25 protein-coding genes are annotated in these 26,294 nt (G+C 40.6%); 1 reads left to right on the top strand and 24 read right to left on the bottom strand.

The genetic code is table 11. The annotated features are described in order from the left end of the window. Positions 1-69 precede the first annotated feature (69 nt). From lacD to AC6I9F_RS05150, 8 genes are all read right to left on the bottom strand, one after another. A complete protein-coding gene (gene lacD, locus AC6I9F_RS05185) occupies positions 70-1,050 on the bottom strand; it encodes a tagatose-bisphosphate aldolase (RefSeq protein WP_001229115.1) in 981 nt (326 codons plus the stop codon). Position 1,051: 1 nt separating this feature from the next. Beyond that, positions 1,052-1,981 carry a tagatose-6-phosphate kinase gene (locus tag AC6I9F_RS05180; protein WP_498023151.1) on the bottom strand — a complete coding sequence of 310 codons (930 nt, stop codon included), beginning with the start codon at positions 1,979-1,981 and terminating at the stop codon, positions 1,052-1,054. Positions 1,982-1,991: 10 nt separating this feature from the next. Beyond that, entirely contained in the window at positions 1,992-2,507 is a 516-nt protein-coding gene (gene lacB / locus AC6I9F_RS05175; protein ID WP_001216910.1) for a galactose-6-phosphate isomerase subunit LacB, read from the bottom strand. Between the two features lie 30 nt (positions 2,508-2,537). Beyond that, positions 2,538-2,963 carry a galactose-6-phosphate isomerase subunit LacA gene (gene lacA / locus AC6I9F_RS05170; protein ID WP_000029277.1) on the bottom strand — a complete coding sequence of 142 codons (426 nt, stop codon included), beginning with the start codon at positions 2,961-2,963 and terminating at the stop codon, positions 2,538-2,540. Between the two features lie 156 nt (positions 2,964-3,119). Then, the gene (locus AC6I9F_RS05165) at positions 3,120-4,016 is read right to left on the bottom strand and encodes an aldose 1-epimerase family protein (RefSeq protein ID WP_498023149.1); all 897 of its coding nucleotides are present in this window, start codon (positions 4,014-4,016) and stop codon (positions 3,120-3,122) included. A gap of 203 nt (positions 4,017-4,219) precedes the next feature. Next, positions 4,220-5,695, bottom strand: coding sequence for a PTS galactitol transporter subunit IIC (locus tag AC6I9F_RS05160; RefSeq protein ID WP_262082234.1), 1,476 nt, complete (start codon positions 5,693-5,695; stop codon positions 4,220-4,222). A gap of 47 nt (positions 5,696-5,742) precedes the next feature. Next, on the bottom strand, positions 5,743-6,048 hold the full coding sequence (locus tag AC6I9F_RS05155) for a PTS sugar transporter subunit IIB (RefSeq protein ID WP_000590550.1): 306 nt from the start codon (positions 6,046-6,048) through the stop codon (positions 5,743-5,745). A gap of 38 nt (positions 6,049-6,086) precedes the next feature. After that, positions 6,087-6,563, bottom strand: a complete 477-nt coding sequence (locus AC6I9F_RS05150; RefSeq protein ID WP_000522067.1) for a PTS sugar transporter subunit IIA — start codon at positions 6,561-6,563, stop codon at positions 6,087-6,089. A gap of 180 nt (positions 6,564-6,743) precedes the next feature. Between AC6I9F_RS05150 and AC6I9F_RS05145 the strand changes: the two genes are divergently transcribed. Continuing rightward, positions 6,744-6,941, top strand: coding sequence for a hypothetical protein (locus AC6I9F_RS05145; RefSeq protein ID WP_225904820.1), 198 nt, complete (start codon positions 6,744-6,746; stop codon positions 6,939-6,941). Between the two features lie 80 nt (positions 6,942-7,021). On the opposite strand, the gene lepA is transcribed toward AC6I9F_RS05145, so the two are convergent. From lepA to gyrA, 16 genes are all read right to left on the bottom strand, one after another. After that, positions 7,022-8,845, bottom strand: a complete 1,824-nt coding sequence (gene lepA, locus AC6I9F_RS05140; protein ID WP_078238629.1) for a translation elongation factor 4 — start codon at positions 8,843-8,845, stop codon at positions 7,022-7,024. 78 nt (positions 8,846-8,923) lie between these two features. Next, on the bottom strand, positions 8,924-9,652 hold the full coding sequence (locus tag AC6I9F_RS05135) for a metallophosphoesterase family protein (protein WP_112443730.1): 729 nt from the start codon (positions 9,650-9,652) through the stop codon (positions 8,924-8,926). A gap of 1 nt (position 9,653) precedes the next feature. Next, entirely contained in the window at positions 9,654-11,321 is a 1,668-nt protein-coding gene (gene recN / locus AC6I9F_RS05130; protein ID WP_112443731.1) for a DNA repair protein RecN, read from the bottom strand. A gap of 6 nt (positions 11,322-11,327) precedes the next feature. Next, entirely contained in the window at positions 11,328-11,759 is a 432-nt protein-coding gene (locus tag AC6I9F_RS05125) for an arginine repressor (protein ID WP_020900686.1), read from the bottom strand. Beyond that, a complete protein-coding gene (locus AC6I9F_RS05120) occupies positions 11,752-12,567 on the bottom strand; it encodes a TlyA family RNA methyltransferase (RefSeq protein WP_498023148.1) in 816 nt (271 codons plus the stop codon). The genes AC6I9F_RS05125 and AC6I9F_RS05120 overlap by 8 nt, the downstream gene beginning before the upstream one ends. Beyond that, complete coding sequence (locus tag AC6I9F_RS05115) at positions 12,560-13,435, bottom strand: polyprenyl synthetase family protein (RefSeq protein ID WP_498023147.1); 876 nt, start codon at positions 13,433-13,435, stop codon at positions 12,560-12,562. The genes AC6I9F_RS05120 and AC6I9F_RS05115 overlap by 8 nt, the downstream gene beginning before the upstream one ends. After that, a complete protein-coding gene (locus tag AC6I9F_RS05110) occupies positions 13,432-13,644 on the bottom strand; it encodes an exodeoxyribonuclease VII small subunit (protein WP_000043226.1) in 213 nt (70 codons plus the stop codon). The genes AC6I9F_RS05115 and AC6I9F_RS05110 overlap by 4 nt, the downstream gene beginning before the upstream one ends. Beyond that, on the bottom strand, positions 13,622-14,962 hold the full coding sequence (xseA, locus tag AC6I9F_RS05105) for an exodeoxyribonuclease VII large subunit (RefSeq protein WP_498023146.1): 1,341 nt from the start codon (positions 14,960-14,962) through the stop codon (positions 13,622-13,624). Before xseA ends, AC6I9F_RS05110 begins: the two co-directional genes overlap by 23 nt. Before the next feature lie 240 nt (positions 14,963-15,202). Beyond that, positions 15,203-17,527 (bottom strand): LPXTG cell wall anchor domain-containing protein, encoded by a 2,325-nt coding sequence (locus AC6I9F_RS05100; RefSeq protein WP_498023145.1) that lies wholly within the window; start codon positions 17,525-17,527, stop codon positions 15,203-15,205. 110 nt (positions 17,528-17,637) lie between these two features. Beyond that, positions 17,638-18,276: a uridine kinase gene (gene udk / locus AC6I9F_RS05095; RefSeq protein WP_001181376.1), complete on the bottom strand. Its 639-nt coding sequence runs from the start codon at positions 18,274-18,276 to the stop codon at positions 17,638-17,640. A gap of 111 nt (positions 18,277-18,387) precedes the next feature. Then, on the bottom strand, positions 18,388-19,266 hold the full coding sequence (truB, locus tag AC6I9F_RS05090) for a tRNA pseudouridine(55) synthase TruB (protein WP_173218485.1): 879 nt from the start codon (positions 19,264-19,266) through the stop codon (positions 18,388-18,390). Between the two features lie 10 nt (positions 19,267-19,276). Then, positions 19,277-20,551 (bottom strand): DUF2130 domain-containing protein, encoded by a 1,275-nt coding sequence (locus AC6I9F_RS05085; RefSeq protein WP_498023144.1) that lies wholly within the window; start codon positions 20,549-20,551, stop codon positions 19,277-19,279. A 95-nt stretch (positions 20,552-20,646) separates the two neighbouring features. Beyond that, entirely contained in the window at positions 20,647-21,927 is a 1,281-nt protein-coding gene (locus AC6I9F_RS05080; protein WP_498023185.1) for an O-acetylhomoserine aminocarboxypropyltransferase/cysteine synthase family protein, read from the bottom strand. Positions 21,928-22,071: 144 nt separating this feature from the next. After that, a complete protein-coding gene (locus AC6I9F_RS05075; protein ID WP_498023143.1) occupies positions 22,072-22,869 on the bottom strand; it encodes a formate/nitrite transporter family protein in 798 nt (265 codons plus the stop codon). Positions 22,870-23,008: 139 nt separating this feature from the next. Further along, positions 23,009-23,752, bottom strand: coding sequence for a sortase SrtA (srtA, locus tag AC6I9F_RS05070; RefSeq protein ID WP_498023142.1), 744 nt, complete (start codon positions 23,750-23,752; stop codon positions 23,009-23,011). Continuing rightward, complete coding sequence (gene gyrA, locus AC6I9F_RS05065) at positions 23,752-26,220, bottom strand: DNA gyrase subunit A (protein WP_498023183.1); 2,469 nt, start codon at positions 26,218-26,220, stop codon at positions 23,752-23,754. The genes srtA and gyrA overlap by 1 nt, the downstream gene beginning before the upstream one ends. Positions 26,221-26,294: the final 74 nt, after the last annotated feature.

Genomic DNA, 26,294 nt, shown 5'->3' with positions numbered 1-26,294 from the left:
TGTAAACCTTTACATACAACTTTTTTTGAAATTTTTTTAGATTCATGTTCCTAAACTGGAAGGGCTTTCTTACACGCGTTCTTTCCACGAAGTCGCTGTTGTTTGAAGAACCTTGTTGAGTTCATCAATATTTTCAAATCCAGTTGTACGAAGCCATTCACGTGCTGCTTCTTCACCATCTTTGATGTATGCTTCAACCGATCCAGCCCATGTAGCACGGCCACAAAGAACTCCGTTAAAGTTTGCACCTGATTCATGAGCAAATACAAGAGTGTCTTGGAAGAGTTTAGCTGATACACCAGCACTCAAGTAGATGTATGGCAAGTTAGTTGCTTCATCTTGTGCTTTGAAGAAAGCTGCTGCTTCTTCACGTGTATAAACTACTTCACCTTCAGCAAAGCCTTCAACATATTTAATGTTAACAGGAACTTCTACTTTCAAGACATCAATGTTGAAACGTGGGTCTGAGAAGACTTTCATAGCACCAATAACTTTGTGTGGTTTTACTTTCGCGTATTCTACAGAACCTGCGTCCGCAATTTTTTCATCGTAAGCAAGGATTTCAAGGAAGAATGGGATATCTTCAGCCACACACTCAGAACCGATACGTTCGATGTAAGCTTGTTTTTCTTGGTTGAGTTCGTCTGAGCTATCTACATCATAGTAAAGCAAGAATTTAACTGCATCTGCGCCTTCTTCTTTAATACGTTTTGCAGACCAAACATCCAAGCAGTCTGGCAAGCGTTTTGTACTTGTTGTGTCATAACCTGTTTTTTCATAAGCAAGGAGAAGACCAGCTTTTTCATCAAGAGCTTTAGTTGCTGGAAGTCCATACTCAGGGTCAAGAAGCATAGATGAAGCGTATTTAGTCAATTCATCTGCTACCAAGACTTTCAGTTCTTCCATTTGAGCCACTGTTGGTTCTTCTGTTTGGTGTTGAGCCATGAGGCGTTTCAAAGCACCACGTTGGTCAAATGCAAGAGCTGAGATGATTCCATTTTCATCAGAAAGTTTTTCTAAGCGTGCACGTTTTTGTTCTGTTAAAGCCATTTTATACCTCTTTTACTATTAATTGATCATATAGAGCTTGATAGTTGGCCATGTTGACATGACCAGTCATTTTTTCTTGAGCATTGAGCATACCAAGGACATTTGCCTTGATGAGTAATGCTGCATCCGATTCTTTATGAAGAAGTCCTGAAGAAATCCCTGCCACAGTAGAGTCTCCAGAGCCAACAGGGTTGACTACCTGAATTCTAGGAATATCTACCTTGTAGAAAGTGTCACCATGTTTGGCAAAAGCACCATTGGCACCAAGTGAAACGATAATCCATTCAATCCCTGCAAACAAAGGTTCTTGAAGAACTTCTTTTAATTCATCCAAATCCTCAGAAACTTCTCTTCCTAGAAGTTGAGACAATTCCTCATTATTTGGTTTGATGACTGTTGGTTTATGTGGTGATTCAAGAACTGCCTGAAGTGCTGCACCAGAGCAGTCCAAAACAACAGGCTTGCCAGCTTGATTAGCAAGTTCAACCAAGCTCGCATAGTAATCAACTGGAAGACCAGCTGGCAGACTGCCTGAGATAGCAACTACTTCAACTGACTCTAGGAGATTTTTGAAATGTTCCAAAAAGTCTTGACCTTCCTGTTCCAATACTTCAGGACCTTTTTCAAGAACTTCTGTTTGGTTGTCTCCGTGAAGAATAGCGATACAGTTACGAGTTTCTCCCTGAATTGAGAAGAAATCTTTCTTTACTTGATCATCGATATGTTCAACCAAAAACTCACCAAGCTTGCCACCCACTAAACCAGTAGCAAGAACAGAATCTCCAAATTCTGAAAGTACGCGGGTAACATTGAGTCCCTTACCACCAGCCGTTTTGGTTACATCTACCACACGATTGACAGTATCAATCTTCAACTCATCCAAGGGATAGGAAATATCAATGGATGGGTTCATTGTGACTGTTAAAATCATAGGTTACCTCTTAGTCGTGGTATTCTCCGCGATCCCATTTTTCAAGGAATTCAGTGAAGAAGTTTGCGTCAGTTTGTTGAGCATTGTGACTTTCAAGGTGTTCAATTTTCGCAATCAATTTTTTGTTTTCTTCAGATGGTTTGTATTCAGCATGGATGAAAGCTTCGATAATATCACACATGAGCAATTCACCAGTAATTTTACCACCAAAACCGATAACGTTAGCGTTCAATTGTTCTTTAGCATAAAGGGCTGTTGTCATATCACGAACCAAGGCAGAACGAACACCAGGAACTTTATTTACAGCGTTGTTGATACCAACACCTGTACCACAGATACATACCCCAAGATCAGCTTGACCGCTAGTTACAGCTTCACCAACTTTTTTACCAAAGATTGGGTAGTGAGTACGTGTATGGTCATAAGTACCAAAGTCAATGACTTCATATCCTTTTGATTTCAAAAATTCTGAAACCGCCATTTTTTCATCTGTTACGATGTGGTCACATCCAATTGCAATTCTCATTTTTAACTTACCTTTCTTACTGTAATCTAATTAGCACATTTTGTTCAACATGTCGACACGAATTTGGTGACGTCCACCATCGTATTTACCGTTAACAAATCCTTTAGCAATGTTTTTAGCCAATTCATCACCAACAAGTTGTGCACCCATAGTGATCATACGTGAGTTGTTGTGGCCACGAGTCATATAAGCAGAACGTTCATCAGATACTTCTGCAGCAACCATTCCTTTGATTTTTGTTGCGACCATAAATGGACCAGCACCGTAAGCATCAATCACGATACCAAGGTTTTGTTCTTCTTTGTTTACTTCTGCAGCAACAGCAAGAGTCACATCAACAAAGTCTTGACCTTCAGCTGTAACATCCACAACGTGGAAGTTTTCTTTTTCTAAGAAGTCTTTCACAACTTCTTTCAATCTCAAACCTGCAGCATCTGCACCGATAACAATAGACATATTGTATACTCCTTTTTATTTTTTCTATGCTGGATTCCAGCAGTGTATTGGCTGTCTTTAAAAAACAGTCAATTAGTCCTCACAAACATAATATACTACTATTGTTTGAAAAAGTCAACAGTTTGTGTTTGTTTTTGTTATTTATTTTTTACTTTTTTATAAAACTTCTATCTCAAACCCTATTTCTTCAACCTGATTGGCTTCTAAGAGACGAACATTCTTCTTATCTTCTAAATGATCTCCTTCTTCAAGGGATGTTGACAAGCCAGACCATGGCTCAAAGGCAATGAAAGGCCCCTTGTTCAAAGTTGACCAGATGATGAGGTTTGGAAACTCTTCAAAGTGCACTTTCAATCCCTTATTATGTTTACGAGAACGAAGCGCAATTGTTTGAGATTGCAATTCATCCAAAGTCACTGCATCTGTGCTGAAAAGATCATAACTAAGATCGATTTCTTTTTGTCCCTCTAGCCATGGACTTCTATCTTGAAAATCAAGCATCCCCGTTTCTGGGAAAGGACGCGGAACAGAACAAGTTTCTTCTTTCTCAAACTCTAAATAGTAATCTTCATAGACCTCATCATCCAGTATAGGACAATTAAATCCTGGATGTCCACCAATAAAGTAAGGCATGATCTTGCTAGTTTCTTTATTAAATATTTTGTATTGAGTTCGTACTGTCTTGCCAGTAAGGATATAAGTGATTTCTAGGCGGAAATGATAAGGGTAGTTCTGATAGCTATTCTCATCGTCTTCAATTGCAAAAGTTACACTATTATCTGTCTGTTCAACTAATTCAAATTCTTTCTTGCGGACCAGACCATGACGAGGAATCTTTCCTTTACTTTCTTGTCCATTATCATCTATATAAAGTGCTGTATCCTCTCTCAATGAACCACAAATGGGAAAGAGAACAGGAGCTTGTCCACTCCAATAAGTAGCATCTCCTTGCCACAAATACTCAAGTCCCTCAGCATCTTTTATAGAAGAAAGAGCTCCACCAAAACTGTTAAATTGAACACTTAATTGTTCTGATTTTAATTCAATTACCATTATTTTCTCCAATTTCTTGATAGTTTATAAAAAACTAGGCTGTCACTCCTAATGGTATGACAACCTAGTTTCAACAATTTACACTCTGCGAAAATCCAATTCAAACTTCGTCAGCGTCACCTTGCCGTACTTTAGTACAGCCTGCGGCTAGCTTCCTAGTTTGCTCTTTGATTTTCATTGAGCTTACATTTTATAGGAGCGCATTATTTTGCTTTTGCTGCGTACTCTTCGTTACGTTTGATCATTTGTTTTCTGTACCAAGCAAAGATACCGATATAGAATACAAGGAAGACTACAGCACCAAGGATTGCTTTGATATCACCAGTTGTAGTGTTACCAATTGTCCAACCAAGAAGTTTTTCGATTGGTCCTTCAAGAGTTGAGTGAGTGATCAATTGAGTTTCACTCACACCTGCTGGGAAGGCACCTACACCTTTAGCAAGTTCTGTTGCAAATGGTGCGATAAGTGTACCTGAAAGAAGGAAGAGTGGCAACAAGAGTGTTCCAAAGATAATCATACGGAGCAATTTACCACGTGTTACAACCAAGAGAGCTGGAGTAACACCCATTGCGATGATACCTGCAAGTGGCAAGATACCATTTCCAACTTTTGAAAGAAGCACAGCTTCAATCAACATGATTGGTGCAAGTACGTTAGCACAAGCCCAGATTTCAGCACGACCAGCGATGAATGGCCAGTCAAGACCGATGTTGAATTTACGTCCTTGAAGACGTTTAGTAGCAACGTTTGTAATACCTTGTGATAGTGGTTCTACGGCTGCGATGAACCATGAACCGATAAGTGAGAAGAGTTCCAAAGATACACCGGCAGTCAAACCAAGAGACAACCATCCTCTGATAACAAGACGCCATTTATCTGCATCTTCAACTCCTGCAATTGGATGTGGAGTTCCCATAATACCGATTACAATACCAAGGATGAAACCGATAAAGAATTTAGAACCCCAGAAACCGATTTTCTTGTTCAATTTTGCAGCGTCAAAGTCATACTTATCAAGACCTGGGAAGAATTTTTCAAAAATCTTATCCAAAACCATGATAACTGGGTTCATCATGTAGTTCATGTGAGTTGATGTCATTGGTGATGAACTTGGAGCGTTAAGAAGGTCATCAAATGTAGGTTTCATCAAGTCAGAGTTGATAATTTTCAAGACACCAACAAGGACGATAGCTGCTGTAGCAATCAAGAGTGAAACCCCTTGGCTCACACCATTATTGTCAGCATACCATTTAATCAAAAGACCTGTAATAGACAAGTGCCAGATATCGAAGATATCAACGTCAAGTGTATCTGTTTTCTTCATAGCTAGCATCACTATGTTGACAATCAACATGATGAGCAAGAAGTAAAGTGTCCAAGCAGAACCCCAAGTGATTGTAGCAAGTGGTGCCCAACCAACGTCAGTGATACTCAATTGGATACCAGTGTTTTCAACGAATTTTGCTAGTGATGCTGAGAAAGCAGTGTTTAGCATACCGATGATGGCACCGATACCTGTAAGAGCGATGGCAAGTTTGATACCACCTTCAAGCGCTTTGGAGAATTTCACTCCAAAAAGTAAAGCCAATACTGTCAAAATGATCAACATGATGACAGGACCACCCATATCTAAGATAGGTGTGAAAAAGTCTTTGATTAGGCCAAAGATTGCATCCATAACAGTTCCTCCCTTTTTTATGTTATATGAATGTTAACAAATTAAAATTAGCTTAACCCGTGTTCTTTGATAGCTGCTTCAATATTATCATATACTGGAGCACTCATAGCTGGGATACGGAATAAGATTGGTCCAGCTTCGATAACTGGAATACCTGGGTCAAAACCAAGGTCTGTCGCAGCAATTGGTGTGAAGATGTCATAACCTTTGATAAGATCTTCATTAACATCTTTGACCATAACTGCATCACAGTGAACATCGTAGCCACGGTTTGAAAGTTCTTCTTCAAGAGCACTTTTAATTTGGTGGCTTGAGTTAACACCTGCACCGCAGGCAGCAAGAATTTTAATCATATGGATCTCCTCCGATTTAATATTTTTAATAGACAAGATTAAGCGATTGCTTCAGCTATATAAGCATAGAGGGCTTCTGGTTCAGAAATTTTTGATAGGTCTTCAAGATGACCATTTCCTGTGAAGAAGTCCATCAACTGAGCAAGAATGTTAGTTTGACTTGAGCTTGAGTTGTTAATAATAAAGAAGAGCAAGGATACTTCTACTTCCTTATCTGGCGCAATCATATTGTGGAAAGTCACCGGTTTCTCTAATCGAACGACCACAACTTTTTCAGCCAGATTATGAACAATATCTGTATGAGGAATAGCTACATTCGGCAAATCCTTACCTAAAAATTCCATATCTAAGCCAGTTGGAAATGACTTTTCACGCGTGATCAAGGCTTCACGATAGGTCGGAGTTACGATTTCTCGTTCTTCCAATAAAGTTGCAACCTGATCAAAGAGATGTTCTTGATTATCCGCTTCTAAGCAAAACACAAGGTTTTTGTCAAAGAAATAATCTAATCCCATAAGGTTTTCCCTTCTTTCCATTAACTTTATGCCATAAGTATAACACTATATGAAATCGTTGTCAATAGTTTTCTGTTGATTTTTGTCTCTTTTTTTATATTTTTGTTGTGTTTATAGTTTGTTATATAAAAATAAACACACAAACAAATACTCCAAGTATTTTTTCTGTTCTAATACTCAATGAAAATCAAAGAGCAAACTAGGAAGCTAGCCGCAGGTTGCTCAAAACATGGTTTTAAGGTTGTAGATGAAACTGACGAAGTCAGCTCAAAACATAGTTTTGAGGTAGTAGATAAGACTGACGAAGTCAGTGATCATATCTACGGCAAGGCGACGCTGACGTGGTTTGAAGAGATTTTCGAAGAGTATAAAAACTAAAAAAGCAGGCCATTAAAGCCTGCTTTACTATTGATTCTTATACAAATTTCCTATGAACAAGGAAATGTATTCCTGATAACTTATTCTTCATCCATGCTCAAGACGCTGAGGAAGGCTTCTTGCGGAACTTCTACTGATCCGATAGCTTTCATACGTTTCTTACCAGCTTTTTGTTTTTCAAGGAGTTTACGCTTACGAGAAACGTCACCACCATAACATTTAGCAAGTACGTTCTTACGAAGGGCCTTAATATCAGTACGAGCGACAATCTTGTGTCCAATAGCCGCTTGGATTGGAACTTCAAATTGTTGACGAGGGATAATTTTCTTGAGTTTATCAACGATAAGTTTTCCACGTTCGTAAGCAAAATCCTTGTGAACGATAAAGCTGAGGGCGTCCACCTTGTCTCCATTGAGAAGGATATCCATTTTGACCAGCTTAGATGGACGATACTCTGACAATTCGTAGTCAAAACTTGCATAACCACGTGTCGAAGACTTAAGTTTATCAAAGAAGTCAAAGACGATTTCAGCAAGTGGAATTTGATAGATAACATTAACACGATTGTCATCAATATAATCCATAGTCACAAAGTCCCCACGCTTACGCTGAGCTAATTCCATTACTGCCCCGACAAACTCCTGCGGCACCATGATTTGCGCCTTGACATAAGGCTCTTCAATGGTCGCAATCTTAGTTGGATCTGGGAACTCAGATGGGTTAGACACATCCATAGATTCGCCGTCTGTCAGATTGACTTTATAGATAACAGACGGAGCTGTCATAATGAGGTCGATATTGAACTCACGCTCTAAACGTTCTTGAATAACATCCATATGAAGAAGTCCAAGGAAACCACAACGGAAACCAAATCCAAGTGCCTGAGATGTTTCTGGTTCAAACTGCAGACTGGCATCGTTGAGCTGCAATTTTTCAAGCGCTTCACGCAGGTCATTGTACTTGTTTGACTCGATAGGATAGAGACCCGCAAAGACCATAGGATTCATCTGCTTGTAACCATGTAATGGCTCTGCCGCAGGATTGGTTGCCAAGGTAACGGTATCACCCACACGAGTGTCTTGAACCGTCTTAATAGAAGCAGCGATATATCCAACGTCACCAGTCGCAAGGAAATCACGACCAACTGCTTTCGGAGTAAAAATACCAACTTCGGTCACATCAAAGGTCTTACCATTGCTCATGAGCTGAATCTTATCTCCAGGTTTGACCACTCCGTCCATGACACGCACTTGGAGGATAACCCCACGGTAAGCATCGTAAACAGAGTCGAAAATCAAGGCCTTAAGTGGTGCCGTCACATCACCCGTTGGTGCTGGTACTTTTTCTACGATTTGCTCAAGGATGTCTTCAATACCGATACCAGCCTTGGCAGAAGCCAAAACTGCTTCACTAGCATCCAAACCAATGACATCTTCAATCTCAGTACGCACGCGCTCTGGATCCGCTGCTGGCAGGTCAATCTTGTTAATGACTGGCATGATTTCCAAATCATTGTCCAAGGCCAGATAAACGTTGGCAAGGGTTTGGGCCTCAATTCCTTGAGCAGCATCAACCACTAAAATCGCTCCTTCACAGGCAGCTAGCGAACGCGAAACTTCATAGGTAAAGTCCACGTGACCTGGCGTGTCAATCAAGTGGAAAATATAAGTTTCTCCATCTTTTGCAGTATAATTCAGCTCAATGGCATTCAACTTAATGGTAATCCCACGTTCCCGCTCTAAATCCATGCTATCCAAAAGCTGGGCCTGCATTTCACGACTTGAAACCGTCTCTGTTTTTTCCAAAATGCGGTCTGCTAGAGTTGATTTCCCGTGGTCAATGTGGGCGATAATAGAGAAGTTACGGATCTTCTCCTGTCGTTTTTTCAATTCTTCTAAGTTCATGATTCTCTTCCTTTCAGGGTATCTATTTATTATAAATTGTTTTTGACATTTTGACAAGACCATACCCTGCTAGGAGTACTAATCTTCAGCGACAAAGCCGTCATTTTCGATAAAGTGATGTTCTGTCATTCCTTGGTCTGTAAAGACAATCCCGTGAAGGACACCACCATAGACAGCTCCTCCATCCATTCCAATCTTACCGTCTTCTGTCACCCAAAGCTCAGCTGTACCGCGTTCTTGCTGTAATAAACCATAAACTGGTGTATGACCAAAGACAATGATTTTTCCAGTATGATTTTCTGCTTCGTGGAATGGTTTTCTAAGCCATACTTTTTTATAATCTGTGGTTTCATGCCAGTCATCCAAGGTCAAATCAATACCTGCGTGAACAAAGATATACTTGTCGGTCTCTACCACAAACGGCATTTGACGAATGAATTCGACCAAGTCTGCTGCTTCAGTAGCAACACGCTTGGCATCCTCGACCCCATCAACTGGTGCATCCAAGGGACGACCTAGGATAGAGTTAATGGTTGTATCTCCACCATTGCGACGATAATGGTCATAGCTTTCTTCTGGGTCATCGAGCCAAGTCAAAAACATATACTCGTGGTTTCCTGACAAACAGATAGCCCCTTGATTATCTACTAAATCCTTAACCATTTCAAGGACACGGCGACTATCTTCACCGCGGTCAATCAAATCCCCTAGAAAGAGCAACTGGGTCTGACCATCCCATGTTTTGAGAAGGTCTTCTAGCATTCCAGCTTTTCCATGAACATCTCCAATTACATAATAATCTGTCATCTTATTTCTCCCTGTTTCTCAACAATTCTCTGGCTTGCGTCAGAGCTGCTTCCGTCACATCATCACCTGCCAACATCTTGGCAACTTCCTCCACTCGCTCTTCAACCGTCAAAAGACGAACAGTCGAAACTGTTGAATGGTCATTGCTAATCTTCTCAATAAAGAATTGATAATCCGCAATCGCAATCACTTGTGGCAAGTGGGAGATAGCCAGAACCTGCCCATGCTGGCCAATCTTGTGAATCTTCTGTGCAATAGCCTGAGCTACACGGCCTGAAACTCCTGTATCCACCTCATCAAAGACAATGCTGGTCTTACCTTCTTTGCGAGAAAAGGCAGACTTGATGGCTAGCATGAGACGGGATAATTCCCCACCAGATGCAACCTTAACCAAGGGTTTAAAGTCTTCTCCAGGATTGGTTGAAATGTAAAATTCGACCATTTCATTACCCTCACGACTGAATTTACCCTTGCTAAAACGAACTTGAAACTGGGCTTTTTCCATATAAAGATCTTGAAGCTCTTGTTTAATCTCTGCTTCGAGCTGCTGAGCCAAGTCATGACGAGCAGATGCAAGTTGACCTGCCAAATCAACAAGATTGACTTCCAATTTCTTGAGCTCTGCTTCCATGTCCTCAGACGAAAGGTTATTACCTGTCAATAGATTGTATTCTTCTGTAATTTTAGCAAAATAAAGCAAGACATCGTCTACAGTCCCACCATACTTACGGGTAATAGTGTGAAGGAGGTCCAAACGATTCTCAACCTGCATGAGGCGATTGCCATCAAAATCAAGGTCCTCAATAATAGCTTCCAAACGCTTGCTAATATCTTCTAAGACATAGTAGGTCTCAGACAGTGAGCTTGAAATCTCACGGTATTCAGGGTCGTACTCTTCGACACTTTCCATGTCATTCATGGCCGAACGAACATTGGCCAGACTCGAGAACTCTTCATTGTCTAACATACTGTAGGCATTGGTCAGTGTATCCGCAATATTTTTATGGTTGAGCAGTTTATCACGCTCTTGATTGAGAGCCAAATCTTCTCCAGCCTGCAAGTTTGCTGCCTCAATCTCTGCCATTTGAAATTCCAACATTTCGATACGTGCCTTGTGTTCCTGCTGGTTTTTCTTGACTTCCAGAACCTGCTTGCGCATTTTTCGATAAGCATCAAAACTCGTTTGATAGGTTTCTTTCAATTCCCAAAAAGCTACATCGCCGAATTCATCCAACATCTGGATATGGAGCTGAGGACGCATTAACTCCTCTTGGTCATGCTGACCATGAATATCAACCAGATGTTGCCCAATAGCGCGCAAAACAGATAGATTAACCATCTGACCATTTACACGGCTGATACTACGACCATTTTGCAGAATTTCTCGACGGATGATAATCTCATCACCCATTTCTAAACCTTGCTCATCAAAAATTTCCTGCAAAAGGCGACTATTCTCAACTGAGAAAAGCCCCTCAATCTCTGCCTTTGGCGCACCATGACGAATAACATCTGTCGTCGCACGAGCTCCCAACATCATATTCATGGCATCAATGATAATCGACTTCCCTGCACCCGTTTCACCAGTCAGGACTGTCATCCCCTTTTCAAAATTGAGGGAAATAGCCTCAATAATGGCAAAGTTTTTTATCGAAATTTCAAGTAACATATAGACCTACCAATTTTTTACTTGTTCAAAGATTTCCTCAGCTAGACTTTCACTTCTGGCAATGACTAAAATCGAACTATCATCAGCCAAACAGCTAAAAATCTTATCCGCAAAAGTCTCGATTAACTGAGCTTTTACAAAAGCTGTATTTCCTGGAATAACTTGGAGATTAATCATCTTATCCATCAATTCAGCTGATTCAATATTGTCTTCAGCCAGTTGCAAACTTTTCACGATTGATTTTGGTAATTCATAGACATAGGTGTTATCTCTCAAAGGAATTTTGACAATACCTAGTTCTTTGATATCTCGTGATACCGTCGCTTGAGTGGCAGTGATACCTGCTTCTTTCAAATGTTCTACAATTTCTTCTTGTGTACCGATTTGATAATCTGTCACAAATCGTCTAATTTTTTCAAGTCTCTCTTTTTTATTCATTTTTAAATTGACTATGCGCCCTCTCTACTACTTCTTCAATTTCAGCAAGAACCTGATTGCTTGCTGACTCTTCTTTTTTCAAATACACTAAAAACTCAATATTTCCATGACCGCCTTGGATAGGAGAAAAATCCAATCCAAGGACTGAAAAGCCTTCCTCTGCTGCCATAGCTGTTACAGATTCAAGGACATTCTGATGAACTTTAGCATCTCGAATAATTCCATTTTTCCCAATCTGCTCACGTCCTGCCTCAAACTGGGGCTTAACCAGAGCCACAACCTGACCTTGATCAGCCAAGACACGATGCAAGGCCGGAAGAATCAGACTGAGGGAAATGAAACTCACGTCAATGCTGGCAAAGCTCGGTTCCTGCTCGAAATCAGTCTTTTCAGCATAGCGGAAATTGAACTGCTCCATACTGACAACCCGTGGGTCTTGGCGTAGTTTCCAAGCCAATTGATTGGTACCGACATCGACTGCAAAGACTAACTCAGCACCATTTTGCAACATAACATCGGTAAAACCTCCAGTAGAGGCACCGATATCAATCGTTGTTGCCCCTTCTACTGACAAATCAAAGACCTGCAAGGCCTTCTCCAGTTTCAAGCCACCACGGCTGACGTACTTGAGTTTTTCACCCTTAAGTTTTAACTCGGTGTCATCTGGAATTTTCTCTCCTGGTTTATCAAAACGTTCTCCGTTAAGAACTGCTACGACTAGACCAGCCATGACACCACGCTTGGCCTGTTCTCGCGTTTCAAACAAGCCTTGTTTATAAGCTAGTACATCCACTCTTTCCTTAGCCATTGATTCTCAAACTTTCTACTACTTTTACAATCGATTCTGTTTCAAAGGGAACCTGCTGGGCAATTTCTTCTAATTTTGCATTAGCTTGATCCAGAGTTTGGTTACAAAAGGCAATAGCCTCTTCCAAGCCCAACAAAGCAGGATAGGTTGACTTTTCAGCCTGTAGGTCCTTTTGTGGTGTCTTACCGATTTCCTCAAAACTAGCTGTCACATCTAACACATCATCTCGAACTTGAAAAGCAAGTCCAATCAATTCCCCAATAGTTTTCAGCTTTGCCTGCATTTCAGGTGCCAATTCCGCAATGATAGCAGCCGCTTGGAAAGGAAAGGCTAGTAGTTTTCCAGTCTTATTAGCATGAATGGTCTGAAGTTCTTCCAAAGACAAAAGTTGGTGTTCTCCCTCCATGTCCAAAACCTGCCCTGCCACCATACCCAGACTACCTGAAGCAAGGGATAAGTTGGAAATCAAGTCTACCTTAATCTGACTTGGCAAATCTGCCTGCGCTATCAAAGCATAAGGATCTAGGAACAAGGCATCTCCAGCCAAAATGGCCATAGCTTCACCGAATTTCTTATGGTTGGTCAAACGCCCTCGACGGTAATCATCATCATCCATAGCTGGAAGATCATCATGAATCAAGCTCCCTGTATGAATCATTTCCAAGGCCGCAGCCACCTGCGCGTGAGCAGGTTTAATAGCGACCTGCAAGGCTTCCAAAACTTCTAACAAGAGAAAAGGCCGAATACGCTTGCCACCAGCATGAATGGAATATAGAACAGACTCTCGCAAACTAGAGGCAAACTGCTGGTCTCCATAAAAATCATCCAAAGCCGATTCGACAAGAGCTAATTTTTCTTGCTTCTTCATTCAAAATCACTTTCTGTTCCGTCTTCTTGCATGACCTTGACCAAGGTCTTTTCAGCCTTGTCCAGCGTCGCTTGGAGCTCTTTTGACAAGACCATACCCTTTTGAAAGGCAGCAATCGCATCTTCCAGAGCAATTTCACCATTTTCCAAACTTTGGACAATGGTCTCCAGTTCTGCTAGATTTTCCTCAAATTTCTTTTGTTTTGACATCTTTAACCTCTAATTCTACTTGACCATCTCGCATCAAAAGCGTTACTTGGTCTTTTTTCTTCAAACTCTCAACCGAATCCACAACTGACTCTTCTTTTTTGACAATTGCATAGCCACGCGCCACGATTCGACTGGTATCCAACATCAGTAAGGCTTCTGAAAGTCGCTTGACCTCAGCAACTTTGGCATCATAAACCAGAGCCATTTGGCTACGGAGAAGCTTGTCCAACTGACCTAGACGGTCTTGATAGCGTTGGATTTTGGTAACGGGTGATAATTGTACCAGTCGATGCGTCCTTGCTTGTACTGTCTGTTTGTTATCAGAAATCCGTGTTCGCAAACTTTGTTTTAATCGCAGTTGTAATTGGTCTAGCCGTTGCAAATAGCCATCATACAAACGCTCTGGCTGTCTAAAGATGACTGACTGACTGCATTTTTTCAAAGCTTCTTGTTTCTTCGATAGGACATTTCGGACTGCTGTTGCCATCCGTTTTTCCTGATTTTGCAAATGAGCTAATACATCCAACTTTGTCACAGGTGTTGCTAATTCAGCTGCCGCTGTCGGCGTCGCAGCGCGGCGATCTGCCACAAAATCCGCCAAGGTCACATCCGTCTCATGCCCAACACTAGAGATAACTGGCAAACGAGACTCAAAAATAGCTCGTACCACAATTTCTTCGTTAAAGGCCCAGAGATCCTCTATGGAACCACCTCCACGACCAATAATCAGCAAATCCAAATCGTCCCGTTGATTAGCACGCGCAATATTTCGAGCAATTTCCTCTGCTGCTCCATCTCCTTGCACCTTAGTTGGATAAAGTAGGATATCGACACCTGGAAATCGCCTGCTGACGGTCGTGATAATATCTCGAATAACGGCTCCGCTGCGACTGGTTACTACACCAATTCTCTTAGAAAATTGGGGAAGAGGTTGCTTGAATCTCTCTTGAAACAGTCCTTCTTCTGTCAATTTTTTCTTGAGTTGTTCAAACTGAATCGCAAGCGCCCCAACCCCATCAGGCTCAGCCTTTTCAATGATGATGGAGTAGCTACCGCTCGGTTCATAGACCTGCACACGCCCAATCACATTGATTTTCATTCCTTCTTCTAGGTCGAAGCCTAATTTTTGATAAATCCCAGACCAGATGGTCGCTTGAATAACTGCATGGTCATCCTTTAGGGAGAAATATTGGTGAGTAGGTCGTTTACGAAAGTTGGAAACTTGACCAGTTAAATAGACCCGTTCCAAGTAAGGGTCTTTATCGAATTTCATTTTCAGATACTTGGTCAAAGTTGTTACCGATAAATACTTTTCCATCTCCACCTACTATTCATTTTCTTGCTCTTTCATGGGTATTATTATACCAAAAATATGCCTAAAAATCTCCATTTATGTACCATTATGAGGGAAAAATAAATAATAGGTTTACAACAAATATCTGACAGCTTATGGCATAAGAAAACGAGTATCTCCAATTACGGATATACTCGTTTTTTTGATATTTTAAAAGTGAACTTTTTGCCTTCTGCTTAAATCTTTTCGACAAAACCTTGATAACTATTTGTTACTTTCATCTTTACGTTTAGTAAACACAAAGAATGATGCTAAAGTTGTTAATAACCCAACCACAGTCATACTCATGTCCGACGCACTCCCCGTACGTGGCAATGTTGGTTTTTCCTCTTTTGGTGGCTCAACTAGTTTCGTTGGTATCTCCTCTTTTAGTGTCTCAACTTGTTTTGTTGGTTTCTCCACTTTTGGCGGTTCCACTGGTTTCTCCACTTTTGGTGGCTCCACTGGTCTCGTTGGTGGCGTTGGTTCTTTCAAGTCAGGTTTCACTGGTTTTTCTTTATCGAACTTGTTTGGTTCTTTTGGAGCAACTCCTAATGGTGTTGGTTCTTTAAGCTCTGGTTGTTTTGGTTCAATCGGTGGAGTTGGTGGCGTTGGTTTTGGTGTTTCAACCAATTCTAATTTCGGTTTCACTTCAATATATTCGTCAACGATAGCCGTGTTGATTCCGAATAATTGAGTGAATGGGACGGTTGCACCAAATTCCAAATAGAAGCCATCTTCTGTCACTTTTATAACACCTGCACCCCTGTACTTGTAAGGTGATTCTTGGTTATCCCATACCGGGTTTCCACTGTTAATTTCATCTAATGTTTTATCAGCATAAATTCCATCACCATGTTTATCAACAAAAGATTCATTCAATTTGATAAATGAAGCATTATGAATAGCATACACAATTTCACGATAGGTACTAGGCCATGTATTCACATTGGATCCATATTTGTTAGTCATATAATCTTTGACTTTTTTGAAACCATCTTTTTTGTACTCTTCTTCATCTTTTTGGTATGCTTGTTTCAATTCTGCTTTTTTTGTCCCCCACTCTTGACGTTTAGCAGGGGCACTCAACAATCCGCCGGGTTTTGATGCTGTTTCGATGTCTACGTTATACAGTTTCTTAAATTCGTCATTTAAGTATTCCTCATAAACTCCTGATTTCCCATAGAATTCTTTAAACATATCCTTATTGTCTGCAAAATTAGATGAGTTCCAAGAATAATCGTTCCATCCTGTATTCATAGAGCTTACTGCGAACATGATTGGTTTTTCTTTTGTTGGAATCACTTTCGTTCCATCTTCAAGATATAGAGTTGGTTTCATACGAACTCTTGTACTATATCCATGTTTTTTTAAATCACCATAAATAGATACTGAAATAGTTGGATCGTAGGCAGGAGAAATTTGCATTGTATCAACAGAACTACCGGTATCTAAGACAGTGTATTCATAATCAATACGTGTAACTTTTTTCTTATCATAAGTTGTATTCTCTAAGTTCGTATAAGTTACTGTAAATGGTCTATCTTTTTTGGCAATGACAGGATATGTGGTGATATGTGGGTCTTTGCCGTATTCTCGATAACCTGTTACTGTTTCATCCCATCGTTTGATGATCTTATCTGTCAAATTATTTTTGGCTAATGCTTCATCTGATAATTGGTCGCTACTCAACTTTTTATGATTTAGTTGCCAAAACCTAAAGTCTTTAGCAGTATCTTTAATCATAGCGAGCGCACCAGTATCCCCAGTATCTTTAACTTCGATGCTAATTTTAGCATTTGGTTCTTTAACGAAAATCAAATAGTTTTTTTCTTCACTTGCAAAACGACCTGGTTTCTTCGATTCTTCTTCGAATTTTTTCAATTTTTCGTTATATTCTGCTCTACGTTTATCGTTTTCAATTTTATCAGCAGCTTCATTAGATTTAACTTGTTTATTGTATTCTGCAAGTTTTGTATTGTATGTTGCGAGTTTAACGTCATAATCAGCTTTGGCCATATTATAGTCAGTTTGAGCTTTGTCATAGGCCGCTTTATCTTTTTCATATTGTGCTTTTTTAGCGTCCCACTCAGCTTTAAGTTTTTCGTATTCAGCTTTTACCTTGTCTGCCTCAGCTTTTTGTTTATTGTATTCCGAAAGGTCACTTTCGTATTTTGTAAGTGTCTCTTTGTTTGCAGCTAACACTTTGTCATATTCAGCTTTTGCTTTTTCATAGGCTGCTTTATCAGCTTCATATTTGGTAGTAAGTTCTTTATTTGCTAAAACAGCTCTATCGTATTCAGCCTTGTCCGCTTCATATTTAGCCACACTTTCATTGTAGGCTTTCAGTTCTGCTTCATATGCTTTCTTATCTAATTCATATTTTGTTGTTTCTGCCTTATACGTAGTTAAATCCTTGCCATAACTATCAGACTCGTTTTGTTGAATGTTTGAAGATTGGTCAGAAGCTTCAACTGTATGTACCCCAAATAAGATAGCAGAAGTTAAGCATGCGCTTGCTAATCCAAATTTTACTGAGTTTTTGTTCATATTACTCACTCTTTCTTAGAACGATTTAGAGAAAACTTAGTTTCTTTTGATTATTTATTTTCCAAACTTAATACATATACAATAAATTTACTTAAATCTAATTCATCTGTTTATTTGCTGTTTCGAGCTTCTTCCAAAATCTTTGCAATCTTGGTCGTCAACAGGTCGATAGCCACTGTATTGCTAACCCCTTCAGGAATGACAATATCAGCATACCGCTTGGTTGGCTCGATAAACTGGTGGTACATGGGTTTGACCACACCTAGATACTGGTCAATAACGCTATCAAGGCTACGGCCACGTTCTTCCATATCGCGCTTGATACGACGAATAATGCGCACATCATCATCCGTATCCACAAAAATCTTGATGTCCATCAAATCGCGCAGACGCTTGTCCTCCAAGACCAAAATCCCCTCAACGATAAAGACATCTTGAGGCTCTTGACGATAGGTCTTGCTGCTTCGTGTATGCTCTGTATAGTCATAAGTCGGGATGTCCACCGGACGCCCTGCCAACAATTCCTTTATCTGCTCAATCATCAAGTCTGTATCAAAGGCAAAAGGATGGTCGTAGTTGGTTTTGACACGCTCTTCAAAGGTCAAGTGAGACTGATCCTTGTAGTATGAATCATGCTCAATCATGGAAATCTTTTCATCAGGGAAATGCGATAAAATGGCTCTTGAAACACTGGTCTTACCCCCACCAGAACCACCTGTCACTCCGATAATGATTGGTCTATTTTGCATGCTATCCTCCGTTTTTTTATCCGTCGTCTATTCTATCACATTTTTTACAAAATTTATAGTCTGATTTGGATGGTCTAGGGAAAGAATTCCAATCCCTACACCTCAGTTAGACTAGCTAAAAACCTTCCTTGGCTTGTAGAGTTTGTCCCGTTTTTCTAGAATGGCTAACAATTTATCTCCTTCAAAGGCAGCTAATTCTTGTTCTGTTTGTTCGAGTTCGATAAAACGACCAAAGCGCACTTCTGTAGCCTCTTCTGGACTTAGGAAAACTTTAACAAGATCCCCTGTTCCAATCTCTAAAGGATGGAGAAAGTCCAATTGGCTAGCCTCCACTTTTTCAGCAATTTCTTCCAAGGTAAGAGCATCTTCTAGTTGCAAACCAGCTGCACTAGTACGAGTTAACTGAGACATATGGGCCGCATAGCCAAGCTTCTCTCCCAAGTCAACTGACAAGGTACGGATATAAGTCCCTTTACTGCATTTCACACGAAAAGTAAAGCGTGCAAGATGACCCTCATAAGAAATCGGACTTGTCCGCTCAAATTGATAAATGATCACCTGACGCTCTGGACGCTCTACTTCTTGACCAGCACGCGCATACTCATAGAGCTTGCGACCATTGACCTTAACTGCTGAGTACATAGGTGGAATCTGACTAATAGACCCAGTTAAGCTAGTAATCGCTCCATCGACAAGTTTTTCATCCAAGGGCGATAGAACAGGTGTCTCTGCGACCACTTCCCCACTGGCATCCTCAGTCGTCGTGGAATAGCCAAGAGTGATTTCCCCCTCATAGACCTTGCCCTCGTCCTGCATAAACTCGACCATGCGTGTCGCCTTGCCAACCGCAATGGGCAAAACGCCCACTACATTCGGATCCAAGGTCCCACCATGACCAATTTTCTTGGTTCCCAAAATCTTACGCAGTTTAAAAACCGCATCATGCGAGGTCATCCCCGCTTCTTTTTTTAAGTTGATAATACCGTTCATTTTTGCTTTCTCACTCCCCCTTCAGCGCTTCAAACTTAGCTTTCATGGTTGGATTTTTCCGGGTCAATTTTTTGACGGAAACATCTTCCAATTTATTGTTTGCGAGTCGAAGTTGGTTTTCAGATGTGGTTAGGAATTTCTTGACCTCTTCCATACGTTTGATGGCCTTGTCGATTTCATCAATAGCTTTTCCAAAGTTGGTCGAAGCTGAATTATAATTTTTAGCAAAAGCTAGTTTAAAGGCATCCAAGTCTTCCTCAAAATGTGTAATATCGATATTTTGCTCACGAACCAAGGCCAACTCCTGCTTGTATTTTAGAGAATTAAGCGCCGCATTTCGCAGGAGTCCAATCAACTGGATAAAGAATTGAGGTCGAACCACATACATCTTTTCATACTCATGACTGACATCCACGATACCCGTGTTAAAGTAGTCATTATCGGCCTCAAGCATGGTCACCAAAACGGCATACTCACAGTTCTTCTCCCGACGATCCTTGTCCAATTCCTTATAAAAATCTGCATTCTTGTGCTTCTTCTCTGTTCCATCCGCTTCATTTTTCATCTCAAACATGATGGAAATGATTTCCACTCCATTTTCATCACACTCACGGAAGATAAAGTCCCCTTTAGACCCACGCGCAGAAACCTTGTTATCCTTCTCAAAGCAGGCATTTGGAAAGGCAAAACTACGGACCTTGTTAAACTCACTCTCTGCATACTGTTCCAGACTTTCCCCAATCGCTTTTGTAGATTGTTGAGCCTTAAAATTCTTATAAAACTCGACTTGTTCACTAGCTGCTTTAAGCTGGGCTTCATAGTTTTGCTTAACTGAAGCAAGAGAAAGCTCATTTTCCTTTTCTTGTAGTAGGAGCTGATTTTTGACCTGGTCTCGTTCTTTTTCTAGGTCAGAAAGGGTCTTTTGTAGTTGATTTTCATGTTCCAAACGCAAGGTAGCCAGTTGGTTTTCCAAGGCCTGTACTTCCTTATCCTTAGCCAATAAGGCCTGATAGCTTGTCTGTTCAACCTCTTTCTTGGCCAATTCTTTTTCTGTATCAAAGTTTTGGATTTGACTCTGCAATTGAGCAATTTCTTTGTCTTTTTGAGCCAGTTTAGACTGTTGTTCATTCATGGACTTTTGCTCAGCCAAGGCCAACTCCTGCTTCATCCAATCATGTAGTTCCTTATCAAACTCTGCTGTTCTCACTTGAGACAGAAGTTCAGCATACTGACTTTCATTTACTGTAAAGACTTCCCCACAGTTGGGACATTTGATTTCGTTCATATCGTTCCTCTTTCTAGGCTTCTGTAACCATTATATCATGCCTGAGGGAAAATCAAAAACAGTGAGTCAAAACCCACTGTTTATCTTCTTTTACTTTAAATTTTTTCCAAGGCCAAGCGCAAGTCTTCAATCAAATCATCTACATTTTCAAGTCCGATAGACAAGCGGATTTGGTTTGGTGTGACACCTGCTGCTTCTAGGTCTTTTTCTGACAATTGACCGTGAGTGGTTGTTGCTGGATGGACAACCAGAGACTTGGCATCCGCTACGTTTGCAAGGTCAGAGAAGATTTCTAAATGATCAATTACCCTGCGTGCTTCTGCCTCCCCACCTTTGACATGGAAGGTAAAGATGGAGCCCACACCTTTTGGCAAGTATTTCTCAGCCAAGGCATGATAAGGACTATCTGCAAGTTTTGGATAATTGACCTTTTCTACCTTAGGATGGTTGACAAGGAAATCAACAATTTTCTCTGCATTTTGCACATGGCGTTCCACACGAAGTGAAAGGGTTTCAAGTCCTTGAAGCAAGAGGAAGGCATTAAATGGCGACAAGGCTGCACCAGTATCACGAAGCAATTGAACACGGACAGCGATAATAAAGGCTGCTGCACCCACATCACGAGTATAGCTCAAGTTATGATAGCTTGGGTCTTCCTCAACAAATTGAGGAAATTTACCTGAAGCCGCCCAGTCAAAACGACCACTATCGACAATCACTCCACCAATAGTTGTACCATGCCCACCGATAAACTTAGTCGCAGAGTGAATAGCAATATCTACACCGTGAGAGAAGACGTTAATCAAATATGGTGTAGCAAAGGTATTATCCGAAACTAGTGGAATCTGGTGTTTATGAGCAATCTCAGCCAATTTTTCCAAGTCAGGAATGTTTATCAAGGGATTGCCCAAGGTTTCAATCAAGACAAGCTTGGTATTGTCTTTGATAGCTGCTTCCACTTCCTCCAAATTATCCACATCGACAAAGGTTGTTGTGATCCCATAACGAGGAAGGGTTTCTTTCAAGAGATTGAAGGTTCCATCGTAAATAGTTGAGGCTGCTACAACATGGTCACCAGCATGGGCAAGAGCCAAAATCGTATAAGTCACTGCTGCCATACCTGATGCTGTTGCAAGAGCTCCGACACCACCTTCGAGAGTTGCAATTCTTTCTTCAAAAGCAGCTGTTGTAGGATTGGTAATACGAGTATAAATGTTCCCTGGTTTCCTCAAGGCAAACAAATCGGCACCTTCCTGCGTATCATCAAAAACAAAGGATGTTGTCTGATAAATCGGCACTGCACGAGACTTAGTTGCTGGATCCACAACTTGACCAGCATGTAGTTGTAGAGTTTCAAATTTAAAATCACGAGTCATAAGGCGACCTCCATATAGTTTCATTAAGGATATTCTAGCACTATCGACCTATCTTGACTAATACCTCTTTTCTATATTTTGATATAAGGAGTGGCTATTACTTCTTACAAAACAAAAAGGCACGACTCAATCGTGCTCATTTTCTTAATCTACATAAGTATCTTCGTTTTTATTGAGGAAGGCATATGGAAGACCCATCAAGAGGCCTCCTCCGATAAAGTTTCCGATGAAGGTTACACCCCAGTGACGAAGCATATTTCCAACATCGAAATTAGCAATTGAATCCGCAGCAACACTGAATTTCACAATCGCGAAAGAAGCAAAGTTCGCCGCAATGTGCTCGTTTGTTAAGAATACAAACATGTAAATAGCTGACAACACAAGCCAAAGTTTGGCACCACCATCTTTGACCAAAACAAATGAAAGAATCGCAATATTTACGAAAATATTTGCCAAAATCGCCTCAAGCAAGACTAATTCATTTGAACGGCCTAATTTCATCTCAACAACCCCTGAAATAAAGCTATCGTGAGTCAGATGTGCATAGGCTGCCGAGTGAGCGAAACCCCAACCTGCTATCAAGGCACCGATAAGGTTGAACAAGGTACAGTATAGTAAAATCTCGGCTGTTTTTCTCCAAGAGATTTTTTTCAAGAAACTACCAGCAGTCAAAAACATCATATTTGATGTTACCAACTCGGCATTTAAGAAAACAATATAGGCCAAGCCCCAAGCAAAGACAAATGGGAAAAGGAAGCGTCCACTACCTGGTGCGATTTTATTAATCAAGTCAGCCCCAACTGCACCTGCAGCTGTACTAAAGGTTAAAAATGCACCCGCGAACATAGAACGAATTGCATACTTAAATTTGCTTTGGCTATAAAGACTTTCTTTCTTCTTGCAAGCAAATTCAATCTTTGAGATAAATTCTGAAGAAACCATAATAAACTCCTAAATCTTTTTTTCTTGATAATTATATCACAAACTTTAGAATTAAGGAAGCGTTTTCTATATTTCATAAAAGTTTATTTTTATGAAAATCTTAAAAAATCAGTGAAATCCATGATTTCACTGATTTGTACTAATAAAATTGTTTATACGGTTGATTGAAAGCTGTTAGGATTTCATCAGATGTTTGTGAATAATCTTTTGTTTCTTTCAAATCACCTTTTACAATAATACGTTCTGTAGCAGCAAGGTCTTCACAGGTTACTAATGTGATTTCATTAACCCCATCTCTATCATCAACTTCATCAACACGATCCGGTGTCACACGTTTGACTTCACGGATTTCATAGGTATAAACTTTATTTTTATCAGTTAGATAAATCTTCATACCATTTTTAGCATTATCTAAAGGAGAAAATAACATTTTATTAGCATTATCAACACCAAAGATATGGTGACTAGCTAGACTATAATTTCCTTCTCCCATTACTTGCTCGCGTTTCATTGTACCAGCACCATAGAAGAGATTAACATTATCAAGTCCTTTAAAAATCGGCAAATTCATTTCCAATTCAGGAATTGCAATTCCCCCAATAACTGGTAATTTTTGAGCATCCCATTGAGAAGCTAGAACAGCCTCCGAAGAAATTGCTTTGACCGAATCAAAATCAAAATTTCCTTCTGTATCCTGATTTTCTTCTAATTTTTCTTTTGATACCTGGCTAACTTGATACTTATTGGTATTCCAGACCATGAACATATCACGAATTTGCGCATTAAAAATCAAAGCCAGTGACAGTACTATCAGAAATCCTGCTAGGATATTTGTCAGCAGATTTTTTCGTTTGTTTTTCTTTTTATTATTTTTTTGAGACATTATGCTTCACCTTCTGTTTCATTTTCTGTCCCAACTTCTTCTTTTTCTGCCGCTGCAACCGTTGTGAAGGTCACTATCTGAGCATCTTGATCCAGGCGCATTACTTTAACTCCCATAGTTGCGCGTCCTGTTTGTGAAATATTGGCAAGATTGGTTCGAATCATGACACCTGTATCAGTGATAATCATCAAATCCTCATCCCCTTGAACAGTCATAAGACCGGCCAGCAAGCCATTTTTTTCGGTAATTTTAGCTGTCTGCATTCCCTTACCACCACGACCTTTTGTTGGGTATTCAGTAGCGACTGTACGCTTACCATATCCTTTTTCAGTAATGATAAGAATCTCATCTTGATCAGTAATTACGCTCGCTCCGACTACTGTGTCTCCATCACGGAGATTAACACCTTTCACACCAGTGGCGATACGGCTCATACCACGAACGGCTGATTGATTAAAGCGAACTGCATAACCAAACTTGGTACCAATGATAATATCCGTATCTTCTTCCGTCAACAAGACATTGATTAACTCATCTTCATCCTTTAGATTCAGCGCTTTGAGACCATTTTGACGAATATTGGCAAATTCCTTAACACTGGTTCTCTTCACAATACCGTGACGGGTTGTAAAGAAGAGATAAGCATCGTCACTGCGATCAGACTCAACATTGATAACCGTCTGAATACTTTCGTCTTCATCCAATTTCAAGAGATTAACTACTGGTAGCCCTTTGGCAGTCCGACCATACTCAGGAATTTCATAACCTTTCAGACGATAGACACGTCCTTTGTTTGTGAAGAAGAGCAGGTGATCATGGGTGCTAGTTGACACTAACTCACGAACAAAATCATCATCCTTAACACCTGTACCTTGAACACCACGACCCCCACGTTTTTGAGCAGTAAATTCGTCTTGGTCCAGACGTTTGATGTACCCCTTGTTAGAAAGCGTAATTAAGACATCTGATTCTTCAATCAAGTCCTCATCTTCGAGGCTTAAGACTTCACCAACCATCAATTCAGTACGACGTTTATCGGAAAATTTACGTTTAACTTCATCTAATTCGTCTTTGATAATTTGAGAAACACGTTCTGGCTTAGCAAGAATATCCGCCAAATCCGCAATCAGAGCCAAGAGGTCATCATACTCAGACTGAATCTTATCGCGTTCCAAACCTGTCAAACGACGAAGACGCATATCAAGGATGGCCTGACTTTGACGTTCAGAAAGCTTAAATTTACTCATCAACTCAGCTTGTGCTTCCGCATCCGTTTCACTAGCACGGATGATACGAATCACTTCATCGATATGGTCTAGCGCAATTAAGAGACCTTCTAAGATATGAGCGCGTGCTTCCGCTTTTTCCTTATCAAAACGGGTCCGACGAACAACTACTTCTTTTTGGTGCTCGATATAAGCATCCAAAATCTGACGAAGGGACAAAATCTTCGGTACACCATTTTGGATTGCAAGCATATTGAAACCAAAATTGGTTTGCATCTGGGTCATCTTAAAGAGGTTATTGAGGATAACATTGGCCGAGGCATCGCGCTTGACCTCGATCACGAAACGAACCCCTTCACGGTTTGACTCATCACGTACTGCTGTGATGCCCTCAATCCTTTTTTCCTGAACCAAACGAACAATATGCTCATGTACCTTGGTTTTATTGACCATGTATGGAAATTCTGTCACAACGATGCGCTCACGGCCAGTCTTAGTTTCTTCGATTTCAGTACGAGAACGAAGGACAATCGAACCTTTACCTGTTTCATAAGCCTTATGAATGCCTGATTTCCCCATGACAAGGGCACCTGTTGGAAAATCTGGACCAGGCAAGACTTCCATCAAGTCCTTGGTAGTCACTTCAGGATTGTCCATGACCAACTTCACTGCATCAATGGTTTCACCCAGGTTATGAGGTGGAATATTGGTCGCCATCCCAACGGCAATACCAGTTGCTCCATTGACCAAAAGATTTGGAAAACGTGCAGGCAAGACCAAGGGTTCACGTTCATTGGCATCATAGTTATCGACGAAATCAACCGTATTTTTATTGATGTCACGAAGCATTTCCAGAGCAATCTTGCTCATGCGTGCCTCAGTATAACGCTGGGCGGCAGCACCATCTCCATCCATGGAACCAAAGTTTCCATGCCCATCTACAAGCATGTAACGGTAACTCCACCATTGAGCCATGCGGACCATTGCTTCATAGATAGAGAAATCCCCGTGTGGGTGGTATTTACCCATGACGTCCCCTGTAATACGAGCAGATTTTTTATGAGGTTTGTCTGGAGTAACACCCAATTCATTCATTCCGTAGAGAATGCGACGGTGAACAGGTTTCAAGCCATCTCGAACATCAGGAAGAGCCCGGGCTACGATAACACTCATGGCGTAATCGATAAAGCTCGTCTTCATCTCCTTTGTCAGATTGACATTCACTAAATTTTTATCCTGCATTAATAAATGCCTCATTTCACAATTAGTAAGTAACAACATTATACCATAAATTCCCATCTATTTCAGCCTCTAAA

Source organism: Streptococcus nakanonensis, assembly GCF_059738785.1.
This window is presented reverse-complemented; position numbering and strand designations above follow the sequence as displayed.